This is a genomic window from Streptomyces sp. NPDC002499 (assembly GCF_053595415.1).
Map to the genome: position 1 here is coordinate 173,529 of NZ_JBSFXO010000011.1, position 20,928 is coordinate 194,456.

The 20,928-nt window shown below is 71.9% G+C and carries 19 protein-coding genes; 13 read left to right on the forward strand and 6 right to left on the reverse strand.

Annotation, left to right across the window (positions count from 1 at the left end; genetic code table 11):
- Nucleotides 1-6: 6 nt before the first annotated feature.
- Complete coding sequence (locus ACWD5F_RS30415) at nt 7-702, reverse strand: DUF6304 family protein (protein ID WP_451259187.1); 696 nt, start codon at nt 700-702, stop codon at nt 7-9.
- On the reverse strand, nt 699-1,493 hold the full coding sequence (locus ACWD5F_RS30420) for an IclR family transcriptional regulator (protein WP_451259189.1): 795 nt from the start codon (nt 1,491-1,493) through the stop codon (nt 699-701). Before ACWD5F_RS30420 ends, ACWD5F_RS30415 begins: the two co-directional genes overlap by 4 nt.
- 250 nt (nt 1,494-1,743) lie before the next feature.
- Between ACWD5F_RS30420 and allB the strand changes: the two genes are divergently transcribed.
- Entirely contained in the window at nt 1,744-3,081 is a 1,338-nt protein-coding gene (gene allB / locus ACWD5F_RS30425) for an allantoinase AllB (RefSeq protein ID WP_451259191.1), read from the forward strand.
- 47 nt (nt 3,082-3,128) lie between these two features.
- Nucleotides 3,129-4,286 (forward strand): allantoicase, encoded by a 1,158-nt coding sequence (gene alc, locus ACWD5F_RS30430; protein WP_451259193.1) that lies wholly within the window; start codon nt 3,129-3,131, stop codon nt 4,284-4,286.
- Between the two features lie 32 nt (nt 4,287-4,318).
- Here the strand turns inward: alc and ACWD5F_RS30435 are convergent, their stop codons facing one another.
- Nucleotides 4,319-5,077 (reverse strand): 3-oxoacyl-ACP reductase family protein, encoded by a 759-nt coding sequence (locus ACWD5F_RS30435; protein ID WP_451259195.1) that lies wholly within the window; start codon nt 5,075-5,077, stop codon nt 4,319-4,321.
- A 143-nt stretch (nt 5,078-5,220) separates the two neighbouring features.
- On the opposite strand from ACWD5F_RS30435, the gene ACWD5F_RS30440 reads away from it, so the two are divergent.
- Nucleotides 5,221-6,033, forward strand: a complete 813-nt coding sequence (locus tag ACWD5F_RS30440; RefSeq protein ID WP_451259197.1) for an AIM24 family protein — start codon at nt 5,221-5,223, stop codon at nt 6,031-6,033.
- Nucleotides 6,034-6,107: 74 nt separating this feature from the next.
- Entirely contained in the window at nt 6,108-6,734 is a 627-nt protein-coding gene (locus ACWD5F_RS30445; protein ID WP_451259199.1) for a dihydrofolate reductase family protein, read from the forward strand.
- Nucleotides 6,735-6,766: 32 nt separating this feature from the next.
- On the opposite strand, the gene ACWD5F_RS30450 is transcribed toward ACWD5F_RS30445, so the two are convergent.
- Complete coding sequence (locus tag ACWD5F_RS30450; protein WP_451259201.1) at nt 6,767-7,369, reverse strand: hypothetical protein; 603 nt, start codon at nt 7,367-7,369, stop codon at nt 6,767-6,769.
- A gap of 265 nt (nt 7,370-7,634) precedes the next feature.
- Between ACWD5F_RS30450 and ACWD5F_RS30455 the strand changes: the two genes are divergently transcribed.
- Nucleotides 7,635-8,030, forward strand: coding sequence for a ribonuclease domain-containing protein (locus ACWD5F_RS30455; protein WP_451259203.1), 396 nt, complete (start codon nt 7,635-7,637; stop codon nt 8,028-8,030).
- A gap of 64 nt (nt 8,031-8,094) precedes the next feature.
- Here ACWD5F_RS30455 and ACWD5F_RS30460 read toward each other — a convergent pair whose 3' ends face one another.
- A complete protein-coding gene (locus ACWD5F_RS30460) occupies nt 8,095-8,295 on the reverse strand; it encodes a hypothetical protein (protein WP_401718258.1) in 201 nt (66 codons plus the stop codon).
- Between the two features lie 169 nt (nt 8,296-8,464).
- Here ACWD5F_RS30460 and ACWD5F_RS30465 point away from each other — a divergent pair, with 169 nt between their 5' ends.
- From ACWD5F_RS30465 to ACWD5F_RS30475, 3 genes are all read left to right on the forward strand, one after another.
- Entirely contained in the window at nt 8,465-9,724 is a 1,260-nt protein-coding gene (locus ACWD5F_RS30465; protein ID WP_451259205.1) for a sensor histidine kinase, read from the forward strand.
- Between the two features lie 253 nt (nt 9,725-9,977).
- Complete coding sequence (locus ACWD5F_RS30470) at nt 9,978-10,658, forward strand: response regulator transcription factor (RefSeq protein ID WP_401718263.1); 681 nt, start codon at nt 9,978-9,980, stop codon at nt 10,656-10,658.
- A 72-nt stretch (nt 10,659-10,730) separates the two neighbouring features.
- Nucleotides 10,731-11,915, forward strand: a complete 1,185-nt coding sequence (locus ACWD5F_RS30475; protein ID WP_451259207.1) for a cytochrome P450 family protein — start codon at nt 10,731-10,733, stop codon at nt 11,913-11,915.
- 69 nt (nt 11,916-11,984) lie between these two features.
- On the opposite strand, the gene ACWD5F_RS30480 is transcribed toward ACWD5F_RS30475, so the two are convergent.
- Nucleotides 11,985-13,007 (reverse strand): Gfo/Idh/MocA family protein, encoded by a 1,023-nt coding sequence (locus ACWD5F_RS30480; protein ID WP_401718269.1) that lies wholly within the window; start codon nt 13,005-13,007, stop codon nt 11,985-11,987.
- 130 nt (nt 13,008-13,137) lie between these two features.
- On the opposite strand from ACWD5F_RS30480, the gene ACWD5F_RS30485 reads away from it, so the two are divergent.
- The 5 genes from ACWD5F_RS30485 to ACWD5F_RS30505 all read left to right on the forward strand — a co-directional run bounded on the left by ACWD5F_RS30485 (nt 13,138) and on the right by ACWD5F_RS30505 (nt 20,798).
- Nucleotides 13,138-13,875 (forward strand): GntR family transcriptional regulator, encoded by a 738-nt coding sequence (locus ACWD5F_RS30485; protein WP_451259525.1) that lies wholly within the window; start codon nt 13,138-13,140, stop codon nt 13,873-13,875.
- 186 nt (nt 13,876-14,061) lie between these two features.
- Nucleotides 14,062-15,210 carry an ROK family glucokinase gene (locus ACWD5F_RS30490; RefSeq protein ID WP_124001679.1) on the forward strand — a complete coding sequence of 383 codons (1,149 nt, stop codon included), beginning with the start codon at nt 14,062-14,064 and terminating at the stop codon, nt 15,208-15,210.
- On the forward strand, nt 15,207-15,800 hold the full coding sequence (locus ACWD5F_RS30495; RefSeq protein WP_451259210.1) for a sugar kinase: 594 nt from the start codon (nt 15,207-15,209) through the stop codon (nt 15,798-15,800). Before ACWD5F_RS30490 ends, ACWD5F_RS30495 begins: the two co-directional genes overlap by 4 nt.
- Before the next feature lie 97 nt (nt 15,801-15,897).
- On the forward strand, nt 15,898-18,714 hold the full coding sequence (locus tag ACWD5F_RS30500) for an SNF2-related protein (RefSeq protein ID WP_451259212.1): 2,817 nt from the start codon (nt 15,898-15,900) through the stop codon (nt 18,712-18,714).
- A complete protein-coding gene (locus ACWD5F_RS30505; protein WP_451259214.1) occupies nt 18,711-20,798 on the forward strand; it encodes an SWIM zinc finger family protein in 2,088 nt (695 codons plus the stop codon). The genes ACWD5F_RS30500 and ACWD5F_RS30505 overlap by 4 nt, the downstream gene beginning before the upstream one ends.
- The last annotated feature ends 130 nt before the right edge of the window (nt 20,799-20,928 follow it).

Consider the following 20,928-nt stretch of genomic DNA (forward strand, 5'->3'; position numbering starts at 1 on the left):
CCGGTCTCAGAACCTGCGGGCCGGGAACCGGCCCCGGTAGCCCCGGTCTCCGGTCCGATGCTCGAACTCCCCGCAGAGCCAGGTCTCCTGGACGAACTCGGTGCGCGACTGCCAGACCGTGAGGATGCCGTGCGGCCCGTGCTTGCCGTCGACCAGCCGGTAGAGGTCCTTGACGTCTCGGAAGCAGGCGAGGCCGCCCATCAGGCTGTGGCCGACGGGGTGGTAGTCGGACCACGCGCACGAGACGCACGCCTTGAGCCGTGCCGCGCGCGGCAGTTGACGCTGGACCTCGTGCAGCGCGTCCTCGAAGTCGTCCTGGCCGTTCGCGTTGCGGTACTCGTGCCCGTCGAGGCGCAGAGTCGTGGTCAACGTCTCGGCGTCCAGGCCCTTCCCCGGTCCGGCCGGCGCCCCGAGCCGCAGTGAGCAGTGCAGCACCGCAGGGCGCACCCCGCTGCCTCTGACCTCGACCGGCATGGGCACCTCCCACTCCAGGAGGCACTCGCACAGCCCCCCGTCGAGGAACGAGAACGCCTGCTCGGGCGGCTCGCCGCTCAGCGCGCCCAGGTCGGCCACGCTGTCGCTCTCGAAGAGGACGCCCCGGATCGTCGTACGGATCACGTCCCGGCCGTCCGACTCGAAGACGATGTCCTCCGAGCCGTGCCGGTCGGTGTACCGGCCGGGCCAGTACACCGGCTCGGTCATGCCTGGGCCTGGTTGGCCAGCGCCAGGGACAGCTCCCCGGCCACCTGCTGGAGCACCGGCACGATCCTGTCCGTCGCCACCTCGGTGACCCGGCCGGCCGGTCCCGAGATCGAAATGGCCGCGGCGGTGGGGGAGTTGGGCACGGAGACCGCGAGGCAGCGGACGCCGATCTCCTGCTCGTTGTCGTCGACCGCGTAGCCGAGGCCGCGCACCTCCGCGAGGGCGGCCAGGAAGCCGTCGGGCGTCGTGATCGTCTTCTCCGTCGCGGCGGGCATGCCGGTACGGGAGAGCAGGGCGCGGACCTCGTCGTCGGGGACGTCGGCGAGCAGGGCCTTGCCCACGCCCGTGGAGTGCGGCAGGACGCGCCGGCCGACCTCGGTGAACATGCGCATCGAGTGCTTGGACGGCACCTGGGCGACGTAGACGATCTCGTCCCCGTCCAGCAGCGCCATGTTCGCCGTCTCGCCGGTCTCCTCGACCAGGCGGGCCAGATACGGGCGGGCCCAGGTGCCGAGCAGGCGCGAGGCGGACTCGCCGAGACGGATCAGGCGCGGACCGAGCGCGTACCGGCGATTGGCCTGCTGGCGGACGTAACCGCAGGCCACGAGCGTGCGCATGAGACGGTGGATGGTGGGCAGCGGCAGCCCGCTGCTCGCGGAGAGCTCGCTGAGTCCGACCTCGCCGCCCGCGTCGGCCATCCGTTCCAGCAGATCGAAGGCGCGCTCCAGTGACTGGACCCCACCGGTCGTGGACTTGGTGGAGTCGGTGGTGCTGGCGCTGGACGTCGGCACGGCGCGTTCCTTTCGGGACTGGCAGGAAGGGCTGAAGCCTACCCGTCGGTCGGTTGACTCCCTGGTGGTGCGTAGCTACGTTCTGCTTTACGGAAGTCTAATTCCGCTTTGTGGAAACGTCCAGAGTGTGCGCCCAGCCATCCTTGTCGACAAGTGTGCCCTTGACGGCTCGGGAGCGGGAGTGAAGACTCCTTCAACAGAAAGTTGAATTCCGTTACGCGGAAGTAAACGCCGGCAGAGAGGGGTCCGGGTGTCCGACGTAGAACTGGTGCTGCGCTCGACGCGCGTCATCACACCCGAGGGGACACGCGCCGCCTCGGTCGCGGTCGCCTCCGGCACGATCACGGCCGTCCTCCCGTACGACGCCGAAGTGCCCTCCGGTGCCCGGCTGGAGGACCTCGGCGACGACGTCCTGCTGCCCGGCCTGGTCGACACGCACGTGCACGTCAACGACCCCGGCCGCACCGAGTGGGAGGGCTTCTGGACCGCCACGCGCGCGGCGGCGGCCGGCGGCATCACCACCCTCGTCGACATGCCCCTCAACTCCCTCCCGCCGACCACGACGGTCGACAACCTCCGTACGAAGCAGGCGGTCGCCGCCGCCAAGGCCCATGTCGACGTCGGCTTCTGGGGCGGCGCCCTGCCCGACAACGTCAAGGACCTGCGCCCGCTGCACGAGGCCGGCGTCTTCGGCTTCAAGGCGTTCCTGTCGCCGTCCGGCGTGGACGAGTTCCCGCACCTGGACCAGGAGCGACTCGCCCTGTCCCTGGCCGAGATCGCCTCCTTCGGCGGCCTGCTCATCGTGCACGCCGAGGACCCGCACCACCTGGACGCGGCCCCGCAGCAGGGCGGCCCGAAGTACGCCGACTTCCTCGCGTCGCGGCCGCGGGACGCGGAGGACACGGCGATCGCCCAACTCATCGCCCAGGCGAGGCGGTTGGACGCGCGCGTGCACGTGCTGCACCTGTCCTCGTCCGACGCGCTGCCGCTGATCGCCGCCGCGAAGGCCGACGGCGTGCGCCTCACCGTCGAGACCTGCCCGCACTACCTCACCCTCACCGCCGAGGAAGTCCCGGACGGGGCCAGCGAGTTCAAGTGCTGCCCGCCCATCCGTGAGTCGGCCAACCAGGATCTGCTGTGGCAGGCGCTGGCCGACGGCACGATCGACTGCGTGGTCACCGACCACTCGCCGTCCACGGCCGACCTGAAGACCGACGACTTCGCGACCGCCTGGGGCGGTATCTCCGGCCTCCAGCTGAGCCTCGCGGCGGTGTGGACGGAGGCCCGCAAGCGGGGTCACGGCCTGGAGGACGTGGTGCGCTGGATGTCGTCAAGGACCGCCGGACTGGTGGGTCTTGACCGCAAGGGCGCCATCGAGGCGGGCCGCGACGCCGACTTCGCGGTCCTCGCGCCCGACGAGACGTTCACCGTGGACCCGGCTGCCCTCCAGCACCGCAACCGCGTCACCGCGTACGCGGGCAAGACCCTGCACGGCGTCGTGAAGTCCACCTGGCTGCGCGGCCGACGCATCGTCGCTGACGGCGAGTTCACCGATCCGAAGGGACAACTGCTGACCCGTACCCCCTGATTCACCGCACCCGCAGCGGCCGACCCTCGAAAGGACACCAGATCATCGTGACGGCGCAGAGCCAGTCTTCCTCGGCTTCCTCGACTCACTTCACCGGCGACGCGAACCCGTACGGAGGCGGCGACCCGTACGCGGACTACCGCACCGCCGACCTCCCCTTCACCCAGTACGCCAACCTCGCCGACCGGCGGCTCGGTGCCGGTGTGATCGCCGCCAACGACGAGTTCTTCGCCCAGCGCGAGAACCTCCTGGTGCCCGAGCGGGCCGAGTTCGACCCCGAGCACTTCGGGCACAAGGGCAAGATCATGGACGGCTGGGAGACGCGCCGCCGCCGGGGCGCCTCGGCCGAGCACCCGTGGCCGACGGCCGAGGACCACGACTGGGCGCTGGTGCGCCTGGGCGCGCCCGGTGTCATCCGCGGGATCGTCGTCGACACGGCCCACTTCCGCGGCAACTACCCCCAGGCCGTGTCGGTCGAGGGTGCCTCCGTGGCGGGTTCCCCGTCGCCGGAGCAACTGCTGTCGGACGACGTGAAGTGGACGACCCTCGTGCCGCGCACGCCGGTCGGCGGGCACGCGGAGAATGGTTTCTCCGTCTCGGCCGAGCAGCGCTTCACCCACCTCCGCGTCAACCAGCACCCCGACGGCGGCATCGCCCGCCTGCGCGTGTACGGCGAGGTCGTCCCGGACCCCAACTGGCTTGCCGTCCTGGGCACGTTCGACGTCGTCGCCCTGGAGAACGGCGGCCGGGCCGAGGACGCGTCGAACCTCTTCTACTCCCCGGCGAGCAACACCATCCAGCCGGGCCGCTCGCGCAAGATGGACGACGGCTGGGAGACCCGGCGCCGCCGCGACCAGGGCAACGACTGGATCCGCTACCGCCTCGCCGCCCAGTCCCAGATCCGCGCGATCGAGATCGACACGGCGTACCTCAAGGGCAACAGCGCGGGCTGGGCGTCGGTCTCGGTGCGGGACGCCGAGAGCGGCACGGAAGCCGGGGACGACGGCTGGACGGAGATCCTCCCGCGCACCCGCCTCCAGCCCGACACCAACCACCGCTTCGTCCTCCCGACCCCGGCCGTCGGCACCCACGCACGCGTGGACATCTATCCCGACGGCGGGATCTCGCGCTTGCGGTTGTTCGGGTCGCTGACGGAGAAGGGCGCAACGAGCCTGGCGGCACGCCATCGGGAGTTGGGCGCCTGACCGTGCTGGTCCGAGAGACGCTCACCTGACCGTCACGCCGAGTGGCCTCCGTCCACCGAGACCTCCGCGCCCGTGACATAGTCCGCCCCCGCCAGATACGCCACCGTGGCCGCCACCTCGTCCGCCGTCCCGAAGCGGCCGAGGGCCGTCATGGCGGCCTGGGCGGGGGCGTGCGGGCCGTCGGCCGGGTTCATGTCGGTGTCGGTCGGGCCGGGGTGGACGATGTTCGCGGTGATCCCGCGGGCGCCCAGCTCACGGGCGAGGGCCTTGGTCAGGCCGATCAGCGCCGACTTGCTCGTCGCGTACAGGGTGCCGCCGGGACCGGGGACCCGCTGCGTCATGCACGTGCCGATCGTGATGATCCGGCCGCCCGCCGGCATCCGCGCGGCGGCCGCCTGCGAGGTCAGGAACACGCCCCGGACGTTCACCGCCAGCACCCGGTCCACGTCGGCGAGCGAGAGGCCCTCCAGCGGGCCCAGGACGCCCACGCCCGCGTTGTTCACCAGCACGTCGAGCCCGCCCAACTCCTCGGCCGTACGCTCCACCGCGCCGGCCGCCTCCGCCGGATCCGCCGAGTCCGCCCGCAGGGCCACCGCCCGCCGCCCGAGCGCCTCGACCCGTCGTACGACGTCCTCGGCCGCCTCCTTGCCGTTCACGTAGGTCAGGGCCACGTCCGCGCCCTCCCGCGCGAGCCGTACCGCCGTGGCCGCGCCGATGCCACGGCTGCCGCCGGTGACCAGGGCGACCTTGTTGTCGAGGGTTCCGTGAGCCGTGCTCCGTGTCGTCGTCATGGCTCCATCCCAGCCGCCCCGAGCCCCCGGTACCGGCGGCCAACGGACACCGAGGTCGCGCGGCCGGAATCGTATGGCCGGAACCAGACGATCGAAGCCGTATGGACGGAACCATTCGCTCCATCTCACGCGTTGTGATGTGCGTGACTCTTCAGCAAGAGATTGTCGGCAACGCCATGCAGATGGCGGTCGTCAGCCTGCGCCCCGGTCAGACCGTGTACTGCGAGGCGGGCAAGTTCCTGTTCAAGACGACGAACGTGACCATGGAGACGCGTCTCTCCGGTCCGTCGAACAGCGGTGGCGGCCAGCCCCAGGGCGCCGGCGGCATGGGCGGCATGCTCCGCCAGGCCATGGGCACGGCCATGCAGGTCGGCCAGCGCGCCCTCGCGGGCGAGTCGCTGGCGTTCCAGTACTTCACCTCCCAGGGCGGCGAGGGCACGGTCGGTTTCGCGGGCGTGCTGCCCGGCGAGATGCGCGCCCTGGAGCTGAACGGCACGCGCGCGTGGTTCGCCGAGAAGGACGCGTTCGTGGCGGCCGAGTCGAGCGTCGACTTCGGCATCGCCTTCCAGGGCGGCCGCACCGGCATGAGCGGCGGTGAGGGCTTCGTCCTGGAGAAGTTCACCGGGCAGGGCACGGTGATCATCGCCGGCGCGGGCAACTTCATCGACCTCAACCCGGCCGACTTCGGCGGCCGTATCGAGGTCGACACGGGCTGCGTCGTCGCCTTCGAGGAGGGCATCCAGTACGGCGTCCAGCGCGTCGGCGGCCTCAACCGCCAGGGTCTGATGAACGCCGTCTTCGGCGGCGAGGGCCTGTCCCTGGCGACCCTGGAGGGCAACGGACAGGTGATCCTGCAGTCCCTCACCATCGAGAGCCTGGCCAACGCCCTCAAGAAGGCGCAGGGCGGTGACAAGCAGGGTCCGACGGGCGGCCTCTTCTCGACGCACGCCGGCTAGGCCGATGAGTTGCGGGGGTCCGCGGGGTCTGAGGTGATGACAACAGACCCCGCACCAGGAAGCAGGCACCAGCCATGGGCAAGCTCGTCTCCACGATCTTCGTCACCCTCGACGGCGTCTACCAGGCTCCCGGCGGCCCCTCGGAGGATTCCCGGGGCGGCTTCGAGCACGGCGGCTGGAGTTTCCCGTTCGGCGACGACGACTTCGGCCGGTTCGTCACCGAGGTGTTCGAACGCCCCGGCGCGTTCCTCCTGGGCCGGCGCACGTACGACATCTTCGCCTCGCACTGGCCGAAGGTGACCGACCCCGCGGACCCGATCGCGGCCAAGCTCAACGCCCTGCCGAAGTACGTCCCCTCGTCCACCCTGACCGACCCCGCCTGGTCCGGCACCACCGTCCTGGACGGCGACCTCGCCAAGGAGGTCACGGCCCTCAAAGAGCGCACCGACGGCGAGGTCCAGGTCCACGGCAGCGGCGCCCTCGTCCAGTCCCTGCTCGCCCTCGACCTGGTCGACACCCTCCACCTGCTGACCTTCCCGGTCGTCCTCGGCTCCGGCTTCCGCCTCTTCGCGGAGGGCGCGCTACCGAGGAGGTTCACGCACACGGGCGGCACCATCACCACGACCGGCGTCTCGATCCAGTCGTACGACCTGGCGGGCCGCCCGGAGTACGGCTCGTACGAACTCCCGGACAACGCCTGACGGCGACCCGGGGCGATGCCCTGCGGGCCGCATCAGTCCCAGCCGCCGAGCAGCCCGGAACTCAGCTGCGCGGTGCACAGGTTGTACCCGCCGGACGCGTGCCCCTTCTTCGAGTGGCCCTCGACGGTGACCGAGCAGTTGATGTCACCCGAGCCCTGGAGCTGGGCCGTGACGTTGTAGTAGAGCGCGTCTTTGTTCAGAGGCAGCGTCGCCTCGAACTTGCCGTTCGCGAACTCGCCCTTGCGGTTGTCGGAGTCCGAGCCGTAGGTGATGTCCAGCGGACCGAGGGCACCGGCGGGTGCGGTACCCCACACCTTGAAGACGACGACCTGCTTCTCGGCCTTCTTCTCGTTGTTCTCCGCCGTGTTCGCAGCCGCCGGCTTGTCCTTCTTCGGCGTGGAGGCGGTCGGCTCGACGTCGTTGGAGCCGCTGGAGTCCTTCGAATCGGAGCCGTTGCTGAGCAGCGCTCCGATGACGCCGAACAGGACGATGACGCCCACCAGGCCGAGACAGCCGAAGCCCACGATCTTCCCCACCCCTCTCTTCTTCGGCGGCTGCGGCTGGAAGGGCGGCTGCCCGTACGGCTGCTGCGGTCCGCCCCATCCGGGCTGCTGTGGGTCCTGCGGGTGGCTCATGGTTCCTCCTGACACATGCCGCGTTGAATGCGAGGTGTGTGACATGCGGAGGAGCCGTGCGGTTGCCGCGAATAGGTGCTAGCCACTCGATCGTGTCGAAAAGGTTCGTATCCACCCCATGGCGTCAAGACGAGAGGATGCTTGTGGGGGCTGTGTGGGGACCTGCGGCGCCACGTTAACTCGCGGAAAACTCATCGGACTTGACGGGAAAATCTCCGGAGTTGTCATTGACATGCCATGGTCTACGCGCGTCATCATGGAGGGCATGAGATTCCCCCCACGAATCACCCGCATCGGTGCCGCTGCCGCCGTCCTGTCCGCACTTCTGGTCGGCGGCACGGTCTCCGTCACCACGGCGGACGCCGCCGCGGCCTCGGTCGGCAGCATCTGCTACAGCGACCTGCCGTCCCAGGCGTACGACACGCTCGACCTGATCGACGCGGGCGGGCCCTTCCCGTACTCGCAGGACGGCACCGTCTTCCGGAACCAGGAAGGCGTGCTGCCCAGTCAGTCGTCCGGCTACTACCACGAGTACACGGTCAAGACGCCGGGCTCGTCCACCCGCGGAGCCAAGCGCATCGTCACCGGTCAGCGGTCCCAGGAGGACTACTACACCGCGGACCACTACGTCACCTTCGACCTGATCGACTTCGGCTGCTGAGCGACTTCCCCCGCTCGGCCGTCGTCGAGGGAACAGCGCGACCGGCCGGGAGCCCGGTCCGCGGTCAGCCGGACTTCCGACTCTCCGCGGCGGCGAACAGCGCGATCGCCAGCACCACCAGTGCGACGCTCGCGTAGACCCCGTAGCCGTCGAGGAAACCGAGCTTCTGCACGAGGCCCACATGCCAGTGGGTGAACTCGTGCAGCAGGCCCATCACACCCTGCACCAGCGCGAGAAGACCGAGAAGTTCCAGCAGCTGTTTCATGGCACCACCCTCGCCCCGCGGTCCCCCCACCCGCATCGGCCGCGGGGCGAGGCATGCCCGCCGCAGGATGGTCCTTGACGCCGACGGGCGCGCCGAAAGTCCATGGCGGCGAGACTTTGGTCGCCGATCTCGTACGGAAGGCGGTGGCCCGGCCCCGCCGCGCATAGATTTGTCGACTGTGAGTTCAGACAAGCCGGCCCCCGCACCGCAGACGATCACCGGCCGCAGATGGCTGTTCCCGTCCGCCGTGCTCCACGACCTCGATCCGGACGCCACGGCGGCAGGGCGCCGACCGCGGCGCACCGCACGCGACTGGGTGGTCGACTTCAGCGCCTTCCTGCTGGCCTCGGTGGTCGGCATCGCCGGCGCCCAGAGCGTGGCCGACGATCCGGGCCTCTCGTCGGGCTTCATCGCCGTCGACCAGGTGTTCGGCGCGCTCGCCTGCGCCGCCCTCTGGGGGCGCCGCCGCTGGCCGGTCGGCCTCGCCGTCGCCATGATCCCCGTGGGCCTGCTGTCCAACACCGCGGGCGGCGCCGCCATGGTCGCCCTGTTCACCGTCGCCGTGCACCGGCCGTTCCGCTACGTGGCCTGGATCGGCGGCGCCAACCTCGTCCTGATCCCGTTCTTCTTCTGGCTGCGCCCCGACCCCGACCTGCCCTACGCGGGCATCGTCGCCTTCACGACCCTGCTCACCGTCACGGTCATCGGCTGGGGCATGTTCGTACGGTCGAAGCGGCAGCTGATGGTCAGCCTGCGCGACCGCGCACAGCGCGCCGAGACCGAGGCACGACTGCGCGCGGAACAGGCGCAACGCCTCGCGCGCGAGGCCATCGCCCGGGAGATGCACGACGTCCTCGCCCACCGGCTGACGCTGCTGAGCGTGCACGCGGGCGCCCTGGAGTTCCGCCCCGACGCACCCCGCGAGGAGATCGCGCGGGCGGCGGGTGTCATCCGGGAGAGCGCCCACGAGGCGTTGCAGGACCTGCGGGAGATCATCGGCGTACTGCGCGCGGGCGAGAACGAGGAGAGCGGGCGGCCCCAGCCGACGCTCGCCGCGATCTCCGCGCTGGTCGCCGAATCGTGCGAGGCCGGTATGAAGGTCGTCCTCGACAACCGCGTCGGCGACCCCACCGCCGTCCCCGCCTCCGTCGGCCGCACCGCGTACCGCATCGCCCAGGAGGGCCTGACCAACGCCCGCAAGCACGCGCCCGGCACGGAGGTCACGGTCTGCGTCACCGGAGCGCCGGGGGAGGGGCTCGCGGTGACCGTGCACAACCCCGCCCCCGAGGGCGACGTACCGGCCGTCCCCGGCTCGGGACAGGGCCTGATCGGCCTCACCGAGCGGGCGACGCTGGCCGGGGGACGGCTGGAGCACGGGACCGGGGAGGACGGCGGGTTCCGGGTGCGGGCCTGGCTGCCGTGGGGGTGAGGGCGGTCCCCGAGAGGGGCATCGAGCGCGGAATGCACTCCCGGAGGGGCATGGAGCGCCGAACGCGTTCCCGGAGAGGCATGGGGCGCCGAATGCGGTCCCGCCGAGCCGGCGTCCGCCTTCCCGGCGCGCATCCACCCTCCGACCTCGCGTCCACTTTCCAAACCCGCCTCCACGCGCGCGTGTTGACCGGAGTGAGGGTCCCGTCCACACCCGTGCCCTGCGCCCGGCGCAACCGTGATTACGTAGGCCCATGACTGCGATCAGACTGCTCCTCGTCGACGACGACCCGCTGGTGCGGGCGGGCCTGTCCCTGATGCTGGGCGGCGCCGACGACATCGAGGTCGTCGGCGAGGCCGCGGACGGCAGCGAGGTCGAGGCCCTCGTGGACCGCACCCGGCCGGACGTCGTCCTCATGGACATCCGGATGCCGACCGTGGACGGGCTCACGGCCACGGAGCGGCTGCGCACCCGCAAGGACGCGCCGCAGGTCATCGTCCTCACCACCTTCCACGGCGACGAACAGGTGCTGCGCGCCCTGCGCGCGGGCGCCGCCGGATTCGTCCTCAAGGACACGCCTCCCAAGGAGATCGTCGAGGCGGTACGGCGGGTCGCGGCCGGCGACCCCGTCCTGTCGCCCGCCGTCACCCGTCGGTTGGTGGAGCACGCCGTGGGGAACGCCGCCGACACCCGCCGCGCACGCGCGCGTGAGCGGATCTCCGTCCTCAACGACCGCGAACGCGAGGTCGCCGTCGCCGTCGGCCGGGGTCTCTCCAACGCCGAGATCGCCGCCCAGCTCTTCATGAGCGTCGCCACCGTCAAGACCCACGTCTCCCGCATTCTCGCCAAGCTGGACTTGAACAACCGTGTGCAGGTCGCGTTGCTGGTGTACGACGCGGGACTCCTGGAGGAGTCGGGAGAAGGCGGCAACTAGCGGACAGGGACGGCGAGGTGGGCACTCGCGGCGGACCCCGGACGTTGTCGTTGCGGAAGGACGGGGGAGTCCATGGTGGAAGTGATCGACCTGGGGGAGTTCGGGGACGGGTTCCGAAGCGACCCGCATCCCGTGTACGCGCGGCTGCGCGAGAGCGGACCGGTGCACCGGGTGCGGCTGCCCGTGCCCGACGAGCACCACGAGACCTGGCTGGTCGTCGGGTACGAGGAGGCGCGCGCGGCGCTCGCCGACCCGCGCCTCGCCAAGGACGCCACCAGGATCGGGGTGCGGTTCCTCGACGAGGAGCTGATCGGGAAGAACCTGCTGACCACCGACCCGCCCCAGCACACGCGCCTGCGCTCGCTGGTCTCCCGGGCCTTCACCATGCGCCGGGTGGAGGAACTGCGGCCCAGGATCCAGCAGATCACCGACGAACTCCTCGACGCGATGCTGCCGCTCGGCCGGGCCGACCTCGTGGACTCCTTCGCGTACCCGCTGCCGATCACCGTGATCTGCGAGCTGCTCGGCGTGCCCGAGATGGACCGCACCGCGTTCCGGAAGATCTCCAACGAGGCGATCGTGCCGAACGATTCGGGCAGCGAGCACGAGGCGTTCGTGCGGCTCGCCGACTACCTCACCGAGCTGATCGAGGACAAACGCTGCGCGGGGCCGAGCGGCGACCTGCTCAGCGACCTGATCCGCACCACCGCCGAGGACGGCGACCGGCTCTCACCGAGCGAACTGCGCGGCATGGCCTTCGTGCTGCTCATCGCGGGCCACGAGACGACGGTGAACCTGATCACCAACGCCGTGCACGCCCTGCTCACCCACCCGGACCAACTCGCCGCGCTGCGCGCCGACATGAGCCTCGTCGACGGCACGGTCGAGGAGACGCTGCGCTACGAGGGGCCGGTGGAGAACGCGACGTTCCGCTTCGCCGTGGAGTCCTTCGACATCGGCGGCACGCACATCGAGAAGGGCGACGCGGTGATGGTCGGCCTCACCGCGGGCGACCGCGACGGACTGCGCTACCCCGCCCCCGACCGCTTCGACATCCGCCGCGACACCCGCGGTCATGTGGCCTTCGGCCACGGCATCCACTTCTGCCTGGGCGCTCCACTGGCCCGCCTGGAGGGCCGTACGGCGATACGGACCCTGCTGGAGCGGGCCCCGGACCTCGCCCTCGACGGCCCGTCCGGCGAGTGGCTGCCGGGGATGCTGATGCGAGGGGTGCGCAGCCTGCCGGTGCGCTGGTAGGGCTCCCGGGGCGGGTGCGGGGTGGTTGCGATGCGCGGCGCCCGGATGCCGACCCGACCCCGCTACGGATCACCTGTACGCCGACTCGGTCCAGCCCGGGATCTCCGCCAGGACGACCTGTCTGCGGTCCCGTCTGGATACCTCGCAGGCCTCGGCGATGCGCAGCGCCTGGAGGGCCTCGCGCCCGTCGCAGGGGTTGGCCCGGCGTCCGAGCACGACCTCGACGAACGCGGACAGCTCGGCCTCGTAGGCGGGTCCGAAGCGCTCCAGGAAGCCGGCCCACGGCTTGTCCGCGGCCGGTGGCCCGGTCGGCTCGGTGGAGGCGATCGGCGTCCGGTCGTCCAGGCCGACGACGATCTGGTCTAGCTCTCCGGCCAGCTCCATGCGGACGTCGTACCCCGCGCCGTTCAGCCGTGTCGCGGTGGCCGTGGCGAGCGTGCCGTCGTCGAGCCGCAGCAGCGCGGCGCCCGTGTCGATGTCGCCCGCCTCGCGGAACATCGAGGGACCGGCGTCGGACCCGGCCGCGTAGACGTCGACGACCTCGTGGCCGGTGACCCAGCGCAGGATGTCGAAGTCGTGGATCAGCGTGTCCCGGTACAGCCCGCCGGACAGCGGCAGCCATGAGGCGGCGGGCGGGGCCTGGTCACTGGTGAGCGCCCGGACGGTGTGCAGCCGCCCGAGCCGCCCCGAGCGCACGGCCTCCCGCGCGCCCGTGTAGCCCGCGTCGAAGCGGCGCTGGAACCCCATCTGAAGAATCGTCCCGGCGGTTTCGACCTCGGCGATCGCGCTTAACGTGCCGGGCAGATCGAGCGCGATCGGCTTCTCGCAGAACACCGGCAGACCCGAGCGCGCCGCCCGGCCGATCAGTTCGGCGTGCGCAGAGGTCGCCGTCGTGATCACCACGGCGTCCACGCCCCACCGGAAGATCTCGTCCACCCCCGGCGCCGCGGTCTCCCCGAGGCGGAACGCGAGTTCCTGGGCCCGTGCCGGATCCACGTCCGTGAGGATCAAGGAACCGACCTCGCGATGACGGCTGAGCGTGTTCGCGTGGATGGTGCCGATGCGGCCCGTACCGATGACCCCGATGCGCATGGAACAAAACATGGGGGTCAGGACCGTACGCTGTCAATGCGTATGTCCGGACAATCGAACTACACAACTTCCCGTCAACAACGCACAGAGCTACGCTCGGCCCGTGCCGAAACCAGAAGTGGACCCCACCGTGTCGCTCGACCTCAGCGTGGACCGGAGTTCCCCGGTGCCGCTGTACTTCCAGCTGTCCCAACAGCTGGAGGCCGCGATCGAACACGGAGCGCTCACCCCCGGCAGCCTGCTGGGCAACGAGATCGAACTGGCCGGCCGGCTGGGGTTGTCCCGGCCCACCGTCCGCCAGGCCATCCAGTCGCTCGTCGACAAGGGTCTGCTGGTGCGCCGCCGAGGCGTCGGTACGCAGGTCGTGCACAGCCAGGTCAAGCGCCCGCTGGAACTGAGCAGCCTCTACGACGACCTGGAGGCGGCAGGACAGCGCCCCGCGACGAAAGTACTGGTCAACGCCATCGTCCCGGCGACCGCCGAGATCGCCGCCGCCCTGGGCGTGACCGAGGACAGTGACGTGCACCGGGTGGAGCGGCTGCGCCTGGCGCACGGCGAGCCGATGGCGTACCTCTGCAACTTCATCCCGCCCGGCCTGCTCGATCTGAACACCGACCAACTGGAGGCCACCGGCCTCTACCGCATGATGCGCGCCGTCGGCATCACCCTGCACAGCGCCCGCCAGACCATCGGCGCCCGGGCCGCCACCGCCGCCGAGGCCGACCGCCTGGCCGAGCCGGAGGGCGCCCCCCTTCTCACCATGCAACGCGTCACCTTCGACGACACGGGCCGAGCGGTGGAGTTCGGCACCCACACCTACCGCCCGACGCGCTATTCGTTCGAGTTCCAGTTGCTCGTGCGGTCCTGAGGTCGTCCTACGCCCTGCGGTTAGTTCTAATGTCAGTACATTTCAGCGCCGTCGGTTGTATGCCGAGAAGGGGCGCGGGGGACTGCGCGACAAGCCACGACGAACCGGCACCCGGCATGCCTCGCGCACCCCCCATCGCTCCCCCGTACAGCACTGTGAGTCACGGTGAGGCAGAATCAGGCGTTGATGAGCACCTACGGCAACTTCACCGCCCCCATAGGCTCCCGCCGCGCGCCGGCGCTACGCACGGTCGGCACCAGGGAGCGCAGGTCACACCTGACCGCCCCCCGCGTCCCCACCGTCGGCATCGACATCGGTGGCACCAAGGTGATGGCCGGCGTCGTGGACGCCGACGGCAACATCTTGGAGAAGCTCCGCGCGGAGACGCCGGACAAGTCCAAGAGCCCCAAGGTCGTCGAGGACACCATCGTCGAACTGGTCCTGGACCTGTCCGACCGCCACGACGTGCACGCGGTGGGCATCGGCGCGGCCGGCTGGGTCGACGCCGACCGCAACCGCATCCTGTTCGCGCCCCACCTCTCCTGGCGCAACGAGCCGCTGCGCGACCGCCTCGCCGGCCGCCTCGCGGTGCCCGTCCTGGTCGACAACGACGCCAACTCCGCCGCCTGGGCCGAGTGGCGCTTCGGCGCGGGCCGTGGCGAGGACCACCTGGTCATGATCACGCTGGGCACCGGTATCGGCGGCGCCATACTGGAGGACGGCCAGGTCAAGCGGGGCAAGTACGGCGTCGCGGGCGAGTTCGGCCATATGCAGGTCGTGCCCGGCGGCCACCGCTGCCCGTGCGGCAACCGCGGCTGCTGGGAGCAGTACAGCTCCGGCAACGCGCTGGTCCGCGAGGCCAAGGAGCTGGCCGCCGCCGACTCCCCGGTCGCCTACGGGATCATCGAGCACGTCAAGGGCAACATCGACGACATCACCGGCCCGATGATCACCGAGCTGGCCCGCGAGGGCGACGCGATGTGCATCGAGCTGCTCCAGGACATCGGTCAGTGGCTCGGCGTGGGCATCGCCAACCTGGCCGCCGCCCTGGACCCCTCCTGCTTCGTCATCGGCGGCGGCGTCAGCGCGGCCGACGACCTGCTGATCGGCCCCGCGCGCGACGCGTTCAAGCGCCAGCTCACCGGCCGCGGCTACCGCCCCGAGGCGCGTATCGCCCGCGCCCAGCTGGGCCCCGAGGCCGGCATGGTCGGCGCCGCCGACCTGGCCCGCCTGGTCGCCCGCCGCTTCCGCCGCGCCAACCGCCGCCGGGTCGAGCGGCACGAGCGCTACGAGCGTTACGTCCAGGCCCGCCGTTCGACCAGGGACACCGCGTGACGGCATCGCTGCCGCGTCAGGCGGTACCCCCCGACGAACCGTCCGGACCGGTCGAGGACCGCCGCCACAAGATCCGTCGGCGGGCCATCACCCTGCTCATCATCGTGCTGCTGATCGGCGTCCCGGCCGGCTACCTGGTGATCTCCGCCGACCAGAGCCGGCAGAGCGGCAAGGACAAGGAGGCCAAGTACTCCGCGACCGGCCTCACCGAGGGCTGGCCCTCGAAGGTCCAGCGCCGCCTGTACGAGGTACCGATCCCGCACCCGTCGAACCAGGTCGCCTACTACGAGACGAACAACTGGAAGACCAGCCGTCTCTACGCCCAGTTCCAGACCACGAACGCGGGCCTGGACGCCTTCCTCAAGGAGATGGGCGTCGCCCGCACCGACCTGAAGAAGGGCGACGTCACCATCGGCGCCCGCGACCGGAAGGTCACCGGCTGGAAGTTCTCGGGCCCCGGCTCCCGCGGCGGCGACTACTTCGGGCTCGTCCACCGGCAGAAGAACCCAAAGCCGACGCAGGACGTGGTCGTGAACACGTACAACGCGACGTACCCGATGGTGTACGTCGTCTCCCGCGCGGTGCCGTAGGGGCTGGCCCCGGCCGGTCGCCGGGGCCGATTGTCAGAGGCCGCCCGTAGAGTCGAAGACGTCTGATCCGACACACGGGCGGGAGGTGACAGGTCGTATGAGCGACACGGCTGCGGTGGCCGAGCGGACGGGGGCGGAGATCCCCCTCCGGCTGGCGGCCGTCTTCCTGCCCGCGCCCCTGCCGCGCGACGGACGGGTCGCCTTCTGGGACCCGGAGGGCGGCGAGCTGCCCGCCGCCGCGGACACCGAACTCACGGTCGTACGACCGCACGGCGCGAGCGTACGGCGCAGGACCGCGCCTGCCCTCACCCTCCCCGTCGGCGAGGCCCTGCCCCTCCTCGTCCGGGCCCGGCGCGACCCGGCCGCCCACCCCGCCACCGCCTGCTGGGGCGCGGCCACGCTGCACGCGCTGCGGCTCACCGCGCGCGGCCGGCTGCTGCCCGGGCTGACGGCCACCGGCCATGACGCCTGGCGGGCGGGCCCCTTGGACCAGACCGACATCGCGCACCTCAGGGCGGTCGCCGCGGCCCTGCCGTACGAGGGCCACGCGGTCCCGCTGCCCGGGGCCGGCCCGCTTCGGCTGCCCGAGCCCGAGGCGCTGATGCGCTCCTTCCTGGACGCGGTCGCGGACACCCTGCCCCGCACCCCCGCCGCACCCCACGTCTCCGGCCGCCCCTTCGCGGACCGCCGCCCGCAGCGCCTGCCGGACGCGCAGGACTGGGCCGCCGAGGTCGCCGCCGGCATGGACGCGGGCGTGCGCGTCTCGCTCCGGCTCGACCTGTCCGCGTACGAGCTGTTCGACGGGGGCGAGCGGGTGCGTACCGCGGGCGCGGCGATCGTCCAGGTGCACAGCCTCGCCGACCCCACCCTCGTCGTCGACGCGGCGGCGCTGTGGGCGGGCGAGGCGGACGTGGCGTTCGGGCCCCGCGCGCGCGTGGACGCGGCCCTCGCCGTGCGGCGCGCGGCCCGCATCTGGCCGCCCCTCGACCGGCTCGCCGAGCAGGACGTGCCGGCCGTACTGGCCCTGTCCGACGAGGAGTTGGGCGACCTGCTCGGCGTGGCGGCGACCCGGCTCGCGGCGGCCGGGGTCGCGGTGCACTGGCCCCGGGACCTCGCGCAGGACCTCTCGGCGGCCGCGGTGGTCCGGTCGGCCCCCGGCTCGGCGACCGACGGCACGGGCTTCTTCGAGAGTGAGGAACTCCTTCAGTTCCGCTGGCAGTTGGCGCTGGGCGGCGACCCGCTCAGCGAGGCGGAGATGGACGCGCTGGCCGAGGCGCACCGGCCGGTCGTGCGGTTGCGGGACCAGTGGGTGCTCGTCGATCCGGCCCTGGTCCGCAAGGCCCGCAAGCGCGAACTGGGCCTGCTCGACCCGGTCGACGCCCTCTCCGTCGCGCTCACCGGCAGCGCCGAGGTGGACGGCGAGACCGTCGAGGCGGTGCCGGTCGGCGCCCTGGCCGCCCTGCGCGACCGCCTGACGACCGGGGTGCTCCCGGCCGAGCCCCCGCCCGGACTCGACGCCCGGCTGCGGGACTACCAACTCCGGGGCCTGGCCTGGCTGGACCTCATGACCACCCTGGGCCTCGGCGGCTGCCTCGCCGACGACATGGGCCTCGGCAAGACGATCACCCTCATCGCCCTGCACCTCAAACGCGCGCGCAGCGAGCCGACGTTGGTGATCTGCCCGGCCTCCCTGCTGGGCAACTGGCAGCGGGAGATCACCCGTTTCGCCCCCGGCGTCCCCGTCCGCCGCTTCCACGGCCCGGACCGCTCGCTGGACGAGGTGACCGGCGGCTTCGTCCTGACGACGTACGGGACCATGCGCACGGCGGCGCCGCGCCTTGCCGAGCAACGCTGGGGCATGGTCGTCGCGGACGAGGCGCAGCACGTCAAGAACCCCTACTCGGCGACGGCGAAGGCCCTGCGCACGATCCCGTCCCCCGCGCGCGTGGCCCTCACCGGCACACCGGTGGAGAACAACCTGTCCGAGCTGTGGGCCCTCCTCGACTGGACGACCCCGGGACTCCTCGGCCCCCTGAAGTCCTTCCGCGCCCGGCACGCGCGCGCGGTGGAGAACGGCGAGGACGAGGAGGCGGTGACCCGCCTGGCGCGTCTGGTCCGGCCCTTCCTCCTGCGCCGCAAGAAGTCCGACCCCGGCATCGTCCCCGAACTGCCGCCCAAGACGGAGACGGACCACCCGGTGCCGCTCACCCGCGAACAGGCCGCCCTGTACGAGGCGGTGGTGCGGGAGTCCATGCTGGCCATCGAGACCACCGAGGGCATCGCCCGCCGCGGCCTGGTGCTGAAGCTCCTCGGCGCGCTGAAGCAGATCTGCGACCACCCCGCGCTGTATCTGAAGGAGGACGCACGCGTCGACGGACTGCTCGCCCGCTCCGGCAAACTCGCCCTGCTCGACGAGCTGTTGGACACGGTGCTGGCCGAGGACGGCTCGGCGATCGTCTTCACGCAGTACGTCGGGATGGCCCGGCTGATCACCTCCCACCTGGGCGCCCGCGCGGTCCCGGTGGAACTCCTCCACGGCGGCACGCCGGTGCCGGAGCGCGAACGCATGGTGGACCGTTTCCAGGACGGGGCGACGCCGGTCCTCGTCCTGTCCCTGAAGGCCGCGGGCACCGGCCTGAACCTCACCCGCGCGGGCCACGTCGTCCACTTCGACCGCTGGTGGAACCCGGCGGTGGAGGAGCAGGCCACCGACCGCGCCTACCGCATCGGCCAGACCCAGCCCGTCCAGGTGCACCGCCTCATCACCGAGGGCACGGTCGAGGACCGCATCGCCGAGATGCTGGAGGCCAAGCGCGCCCTGGCCGACGCGATCCTCGGCTCCGGCGAGTCGGCCCTCACGGAACTGACCGACCGCGAGCTGTCCGACCTGGTGTCCCTGCGGAGGCCGTCATGACCCCCAGCCCCGCCGACAAGGTGCGGATCGCGCTGCGGGCGGCGCGCGAGGAGCGGGAAGCGCGGGAGGCGGCGCCCTCCGGGGAGCCCCAGCCGCAGCCCCAGACCCGGCCCCAGCCCCAGTCGCAGCCCGGGACGGAGTCGGAACCGGACGCTCCCGAGCCCGTTTCGGACGCCGAAGCGGCCCGGCCCGGTGCCGCCGCCGCCCGGGAGGCGCTGCGGCACGCGGTCTCCGCCAAGCGCGGGTTGGCGGACGGGGATCCGGAGTTGGTCGCGGACGCCGACGCCGACGCCGACGCCAACGCCGCGGAGTCGACCGACGTGGAGGCGGCCGACGCGGAGCTGGCCGTCGTACCGCCCCCGACCTCGGACGCCTCGGCCGGCAGCCCCGCCCCGGCACGCGCCCCGGGTACGCGTCCCGCCGATGCCGTGCGCGAGGCCCTTCGGGCCGCCCGCAGCGAAGCGAAGCAGGCCCGGACGGATGTCGGGCAGAAAGGCGCCGGGCAGACCGGAGCCGAGATCGCCGCTCGCCGGCAACGTCATCCCGCGCCTCCGTCCACGAGCCGCCGATCCACCGGCGTACAGGCGCGCGATGTACGGGAGTTGCTCGCCGGGGCCTTCCGTATGCCCGATGACGAGCCGGAGTACGGCGACAGGGAGACGGAGCACGACTCCAACGACCGCACGGACACGGCGAGTTCGGAACTCCGACAGGACCCGGACCGTGCCGCGCCCCCGGCCGAAGCCCTCGCCCCCTACTCGGCGGCACCCCTCGCTCCCGACCCCGCCGCACCCCTCCTCCTCCGCTCGATGGCCGCCCCCACCCGCGACGGCGACCTGCGCCGCACCTTCCCGGCGCTCCCCCACCGCGCCGAGGCCGACGCCGGTACGGGCGCCGGCTTCGCGGAGACGTGGTGGGGGAACGCGTGGGTCACCGCCTTGGAGGAGGGCGCGCTGGACGTCAAGCGGCTGGTGCGCGGGCGGGGTTACGCCGCGCAGGGGCATGTGGACGCCATCACCGTGACGCCAGGGCTCGTCCTCGCGTACGTACAGGGCAGTCGGCCGCGCCCGTACCGTGTGCAGGTGCGGCTGCGCACGCTGTCCGACCAGGACTGGGAGCTGTTCCTGGACGCCGCCGCCGAGCGCCCGGGGCACATCGCGGCGCTGCTGGACAAGGAGTTGCCCCACTCACTCGCCGACTGCGGGGTGCCGCTGCTGCCCGAGGCGGGCGATCTCGAACCGCACTGCAGCTGCCCCGACCGCGGTCACCCCTGCAAGCACGCGGCCGCCCTCTGCTACCAGACGGCCCGGCTGCTCGACGCCGACCCCTTCGTCCTGCTTCTGCTGCGCGGGCGCGGTGAGCGCGAGTTGCTCGACGCGCTCTCCCGGCTGAGCGCCACCCGCGCGGCCCGCGCCGCACGGGAACAGGAACCCGCACCCGTGCCCGGCGTACGCGCCAGTGAGGCCATCGCCCGGCGCGAACTCCCGCGCCTGCCCCACCCGTTGCCCGGACCGGCGCATCCCGAACAGCCCCCGGTTTATCCGGCGGCCCCGGGCGGCCCGGACCCCTTCGCGCTGGACCAGTTGGCGACCGACGCGGCAGCGCGCGCCCATGCCCTGCTCAGCACCGGCCGCGATCCGGTGGCGGAGTTGACGCTGTGGCAGGACGCGGTCCGGCTGGCCGCCGCCCGCCCCGGCTCCGGCCTCACCGCGGGCACCCGCGCGCTCTACGCCTCCCTCGCCAAAGCCGCCGACCGCACCCCGGCCGACCTGGCACGCGCGGTCGCCGCCTGGCGCCAGGGCGGGCTCGAAGGGCTCGCCGTCCTGGAGGAGCCCTGGGACCCACCGGCCGGCCGCTTCGACCGGGCCCGCCCTCTCCTCCTCGCCGCCGACCTCCCCGCCTTCCGCCCGTGGCACAACCACCTCACCCACCCCCGCGGCCATGTCCAGCTCCGCCTGGGCCGCGACGGCCTCTGGTACGCCTACGAATCCGAACCGGGCGACGACGACTGGTGGCCCCGAGGCACCCCCGACCTCGATCCGGTGGGCGCGCTGACGGGCCTGGGCTCACCGAACGACCTCTGACCGGTCCTGAACGGCATGGAGGAAAAGCATTGCGGTTGCCACGGAGTATTCACCTGGAATTCTCCTGCGCTTTGATTTACGTCCCCAATTTCCAGAGCGCGTGGTGGCGAAATGTTGACATTGTGATGGG

Bases quoted from the DNA above. Each gene is read 5' to 3' on its own strand.
- ACWD5F_RS30415 (WP_451259187.1), bottom strand. From the start codon at position 702: ATGACCGAGCCGGTGTACTGGCCCGGCCGGTACACCGACCGGCACGGC.
- ACWD5F_RS30435 (WP_451259195.1), bottom strand. From the start codon at position 5,077: ATGACGACGACACGGAGCACGGCTCACGGAACCCTCGACAACAAGGTC.
- ACWD5F_RS30445 (WP_451259199.1), top strand. From the start codon at position 6,108: ATGGGCAAGCTCGTCTCCACGATCTTCGTCACCCTCGACGGCGTCTAC.
- ACWD5F_RS30450 (WP_451259201.1), bottom strand. From the start codon at position 7,369: ATGAGCCACCCGCAGGACCCACAGCAGCCCGGATGGGGCGGACCGCAG.
- ACWD5F_RS30455 (WP_451259203.1), top strand. From the start codon at position 7,635: ATGAGATTCCCCCCACGAATCACCCGCATCGGTGCCGCTGCCGCCGTC.
- ACWD5F_RS30460 (WP_401718258.1), bottom strand. From the start codon at position 8,295: ATGAAACAGCTGCTGGAACTTCTCGGTCTTCTCGCGCTGGTGCAGGGT.
- ACWD5F_RS30470 (WP_401718263.1), top strand. From the start codon at position 9,978: ATGACTGCGATCAGACTGCTCCTCGTCGACGACGACCCGCTGGTGCGG.
- ACWD5F_RS30475 (WP_451259207.1), top strand. From the start codon at position 10,731: ATGGTGGAAGTGATCGACCTGGGGGAGTTCGGGGACGGGTTCCGAAGC.
- ACWD5F_RS30480 (WP_401718269.1), bottom strand. From the start codon at position 13,007: ATGCGCATCGGGGTCATCGGTACGGGCCGCATCGGCACCATCCACGCG.
- ACWD5F_RS30490 (WP_124001679.1), top strand. From the start codon at position 14,062: ATGAGCACCTACGGCAACTTCACCGCCCCCATAGGCTCCCGCCGCGCG.
- ACWD5F_RS30500 (WP_451259212.1), top strand. From the start codon at position 15,898: ATGAGCGACACGGCTGCGGTGGCCGAGCGGACGGGGGCGGAGATCCCC.
- ACWD5F_RS30505 (WP_451259214.1), top strand. From the start codon at position 18,711: ATGACCCCCAGCCCCGCCGACAAGGTGCGGATCGCGCTGCGGGCGGCG.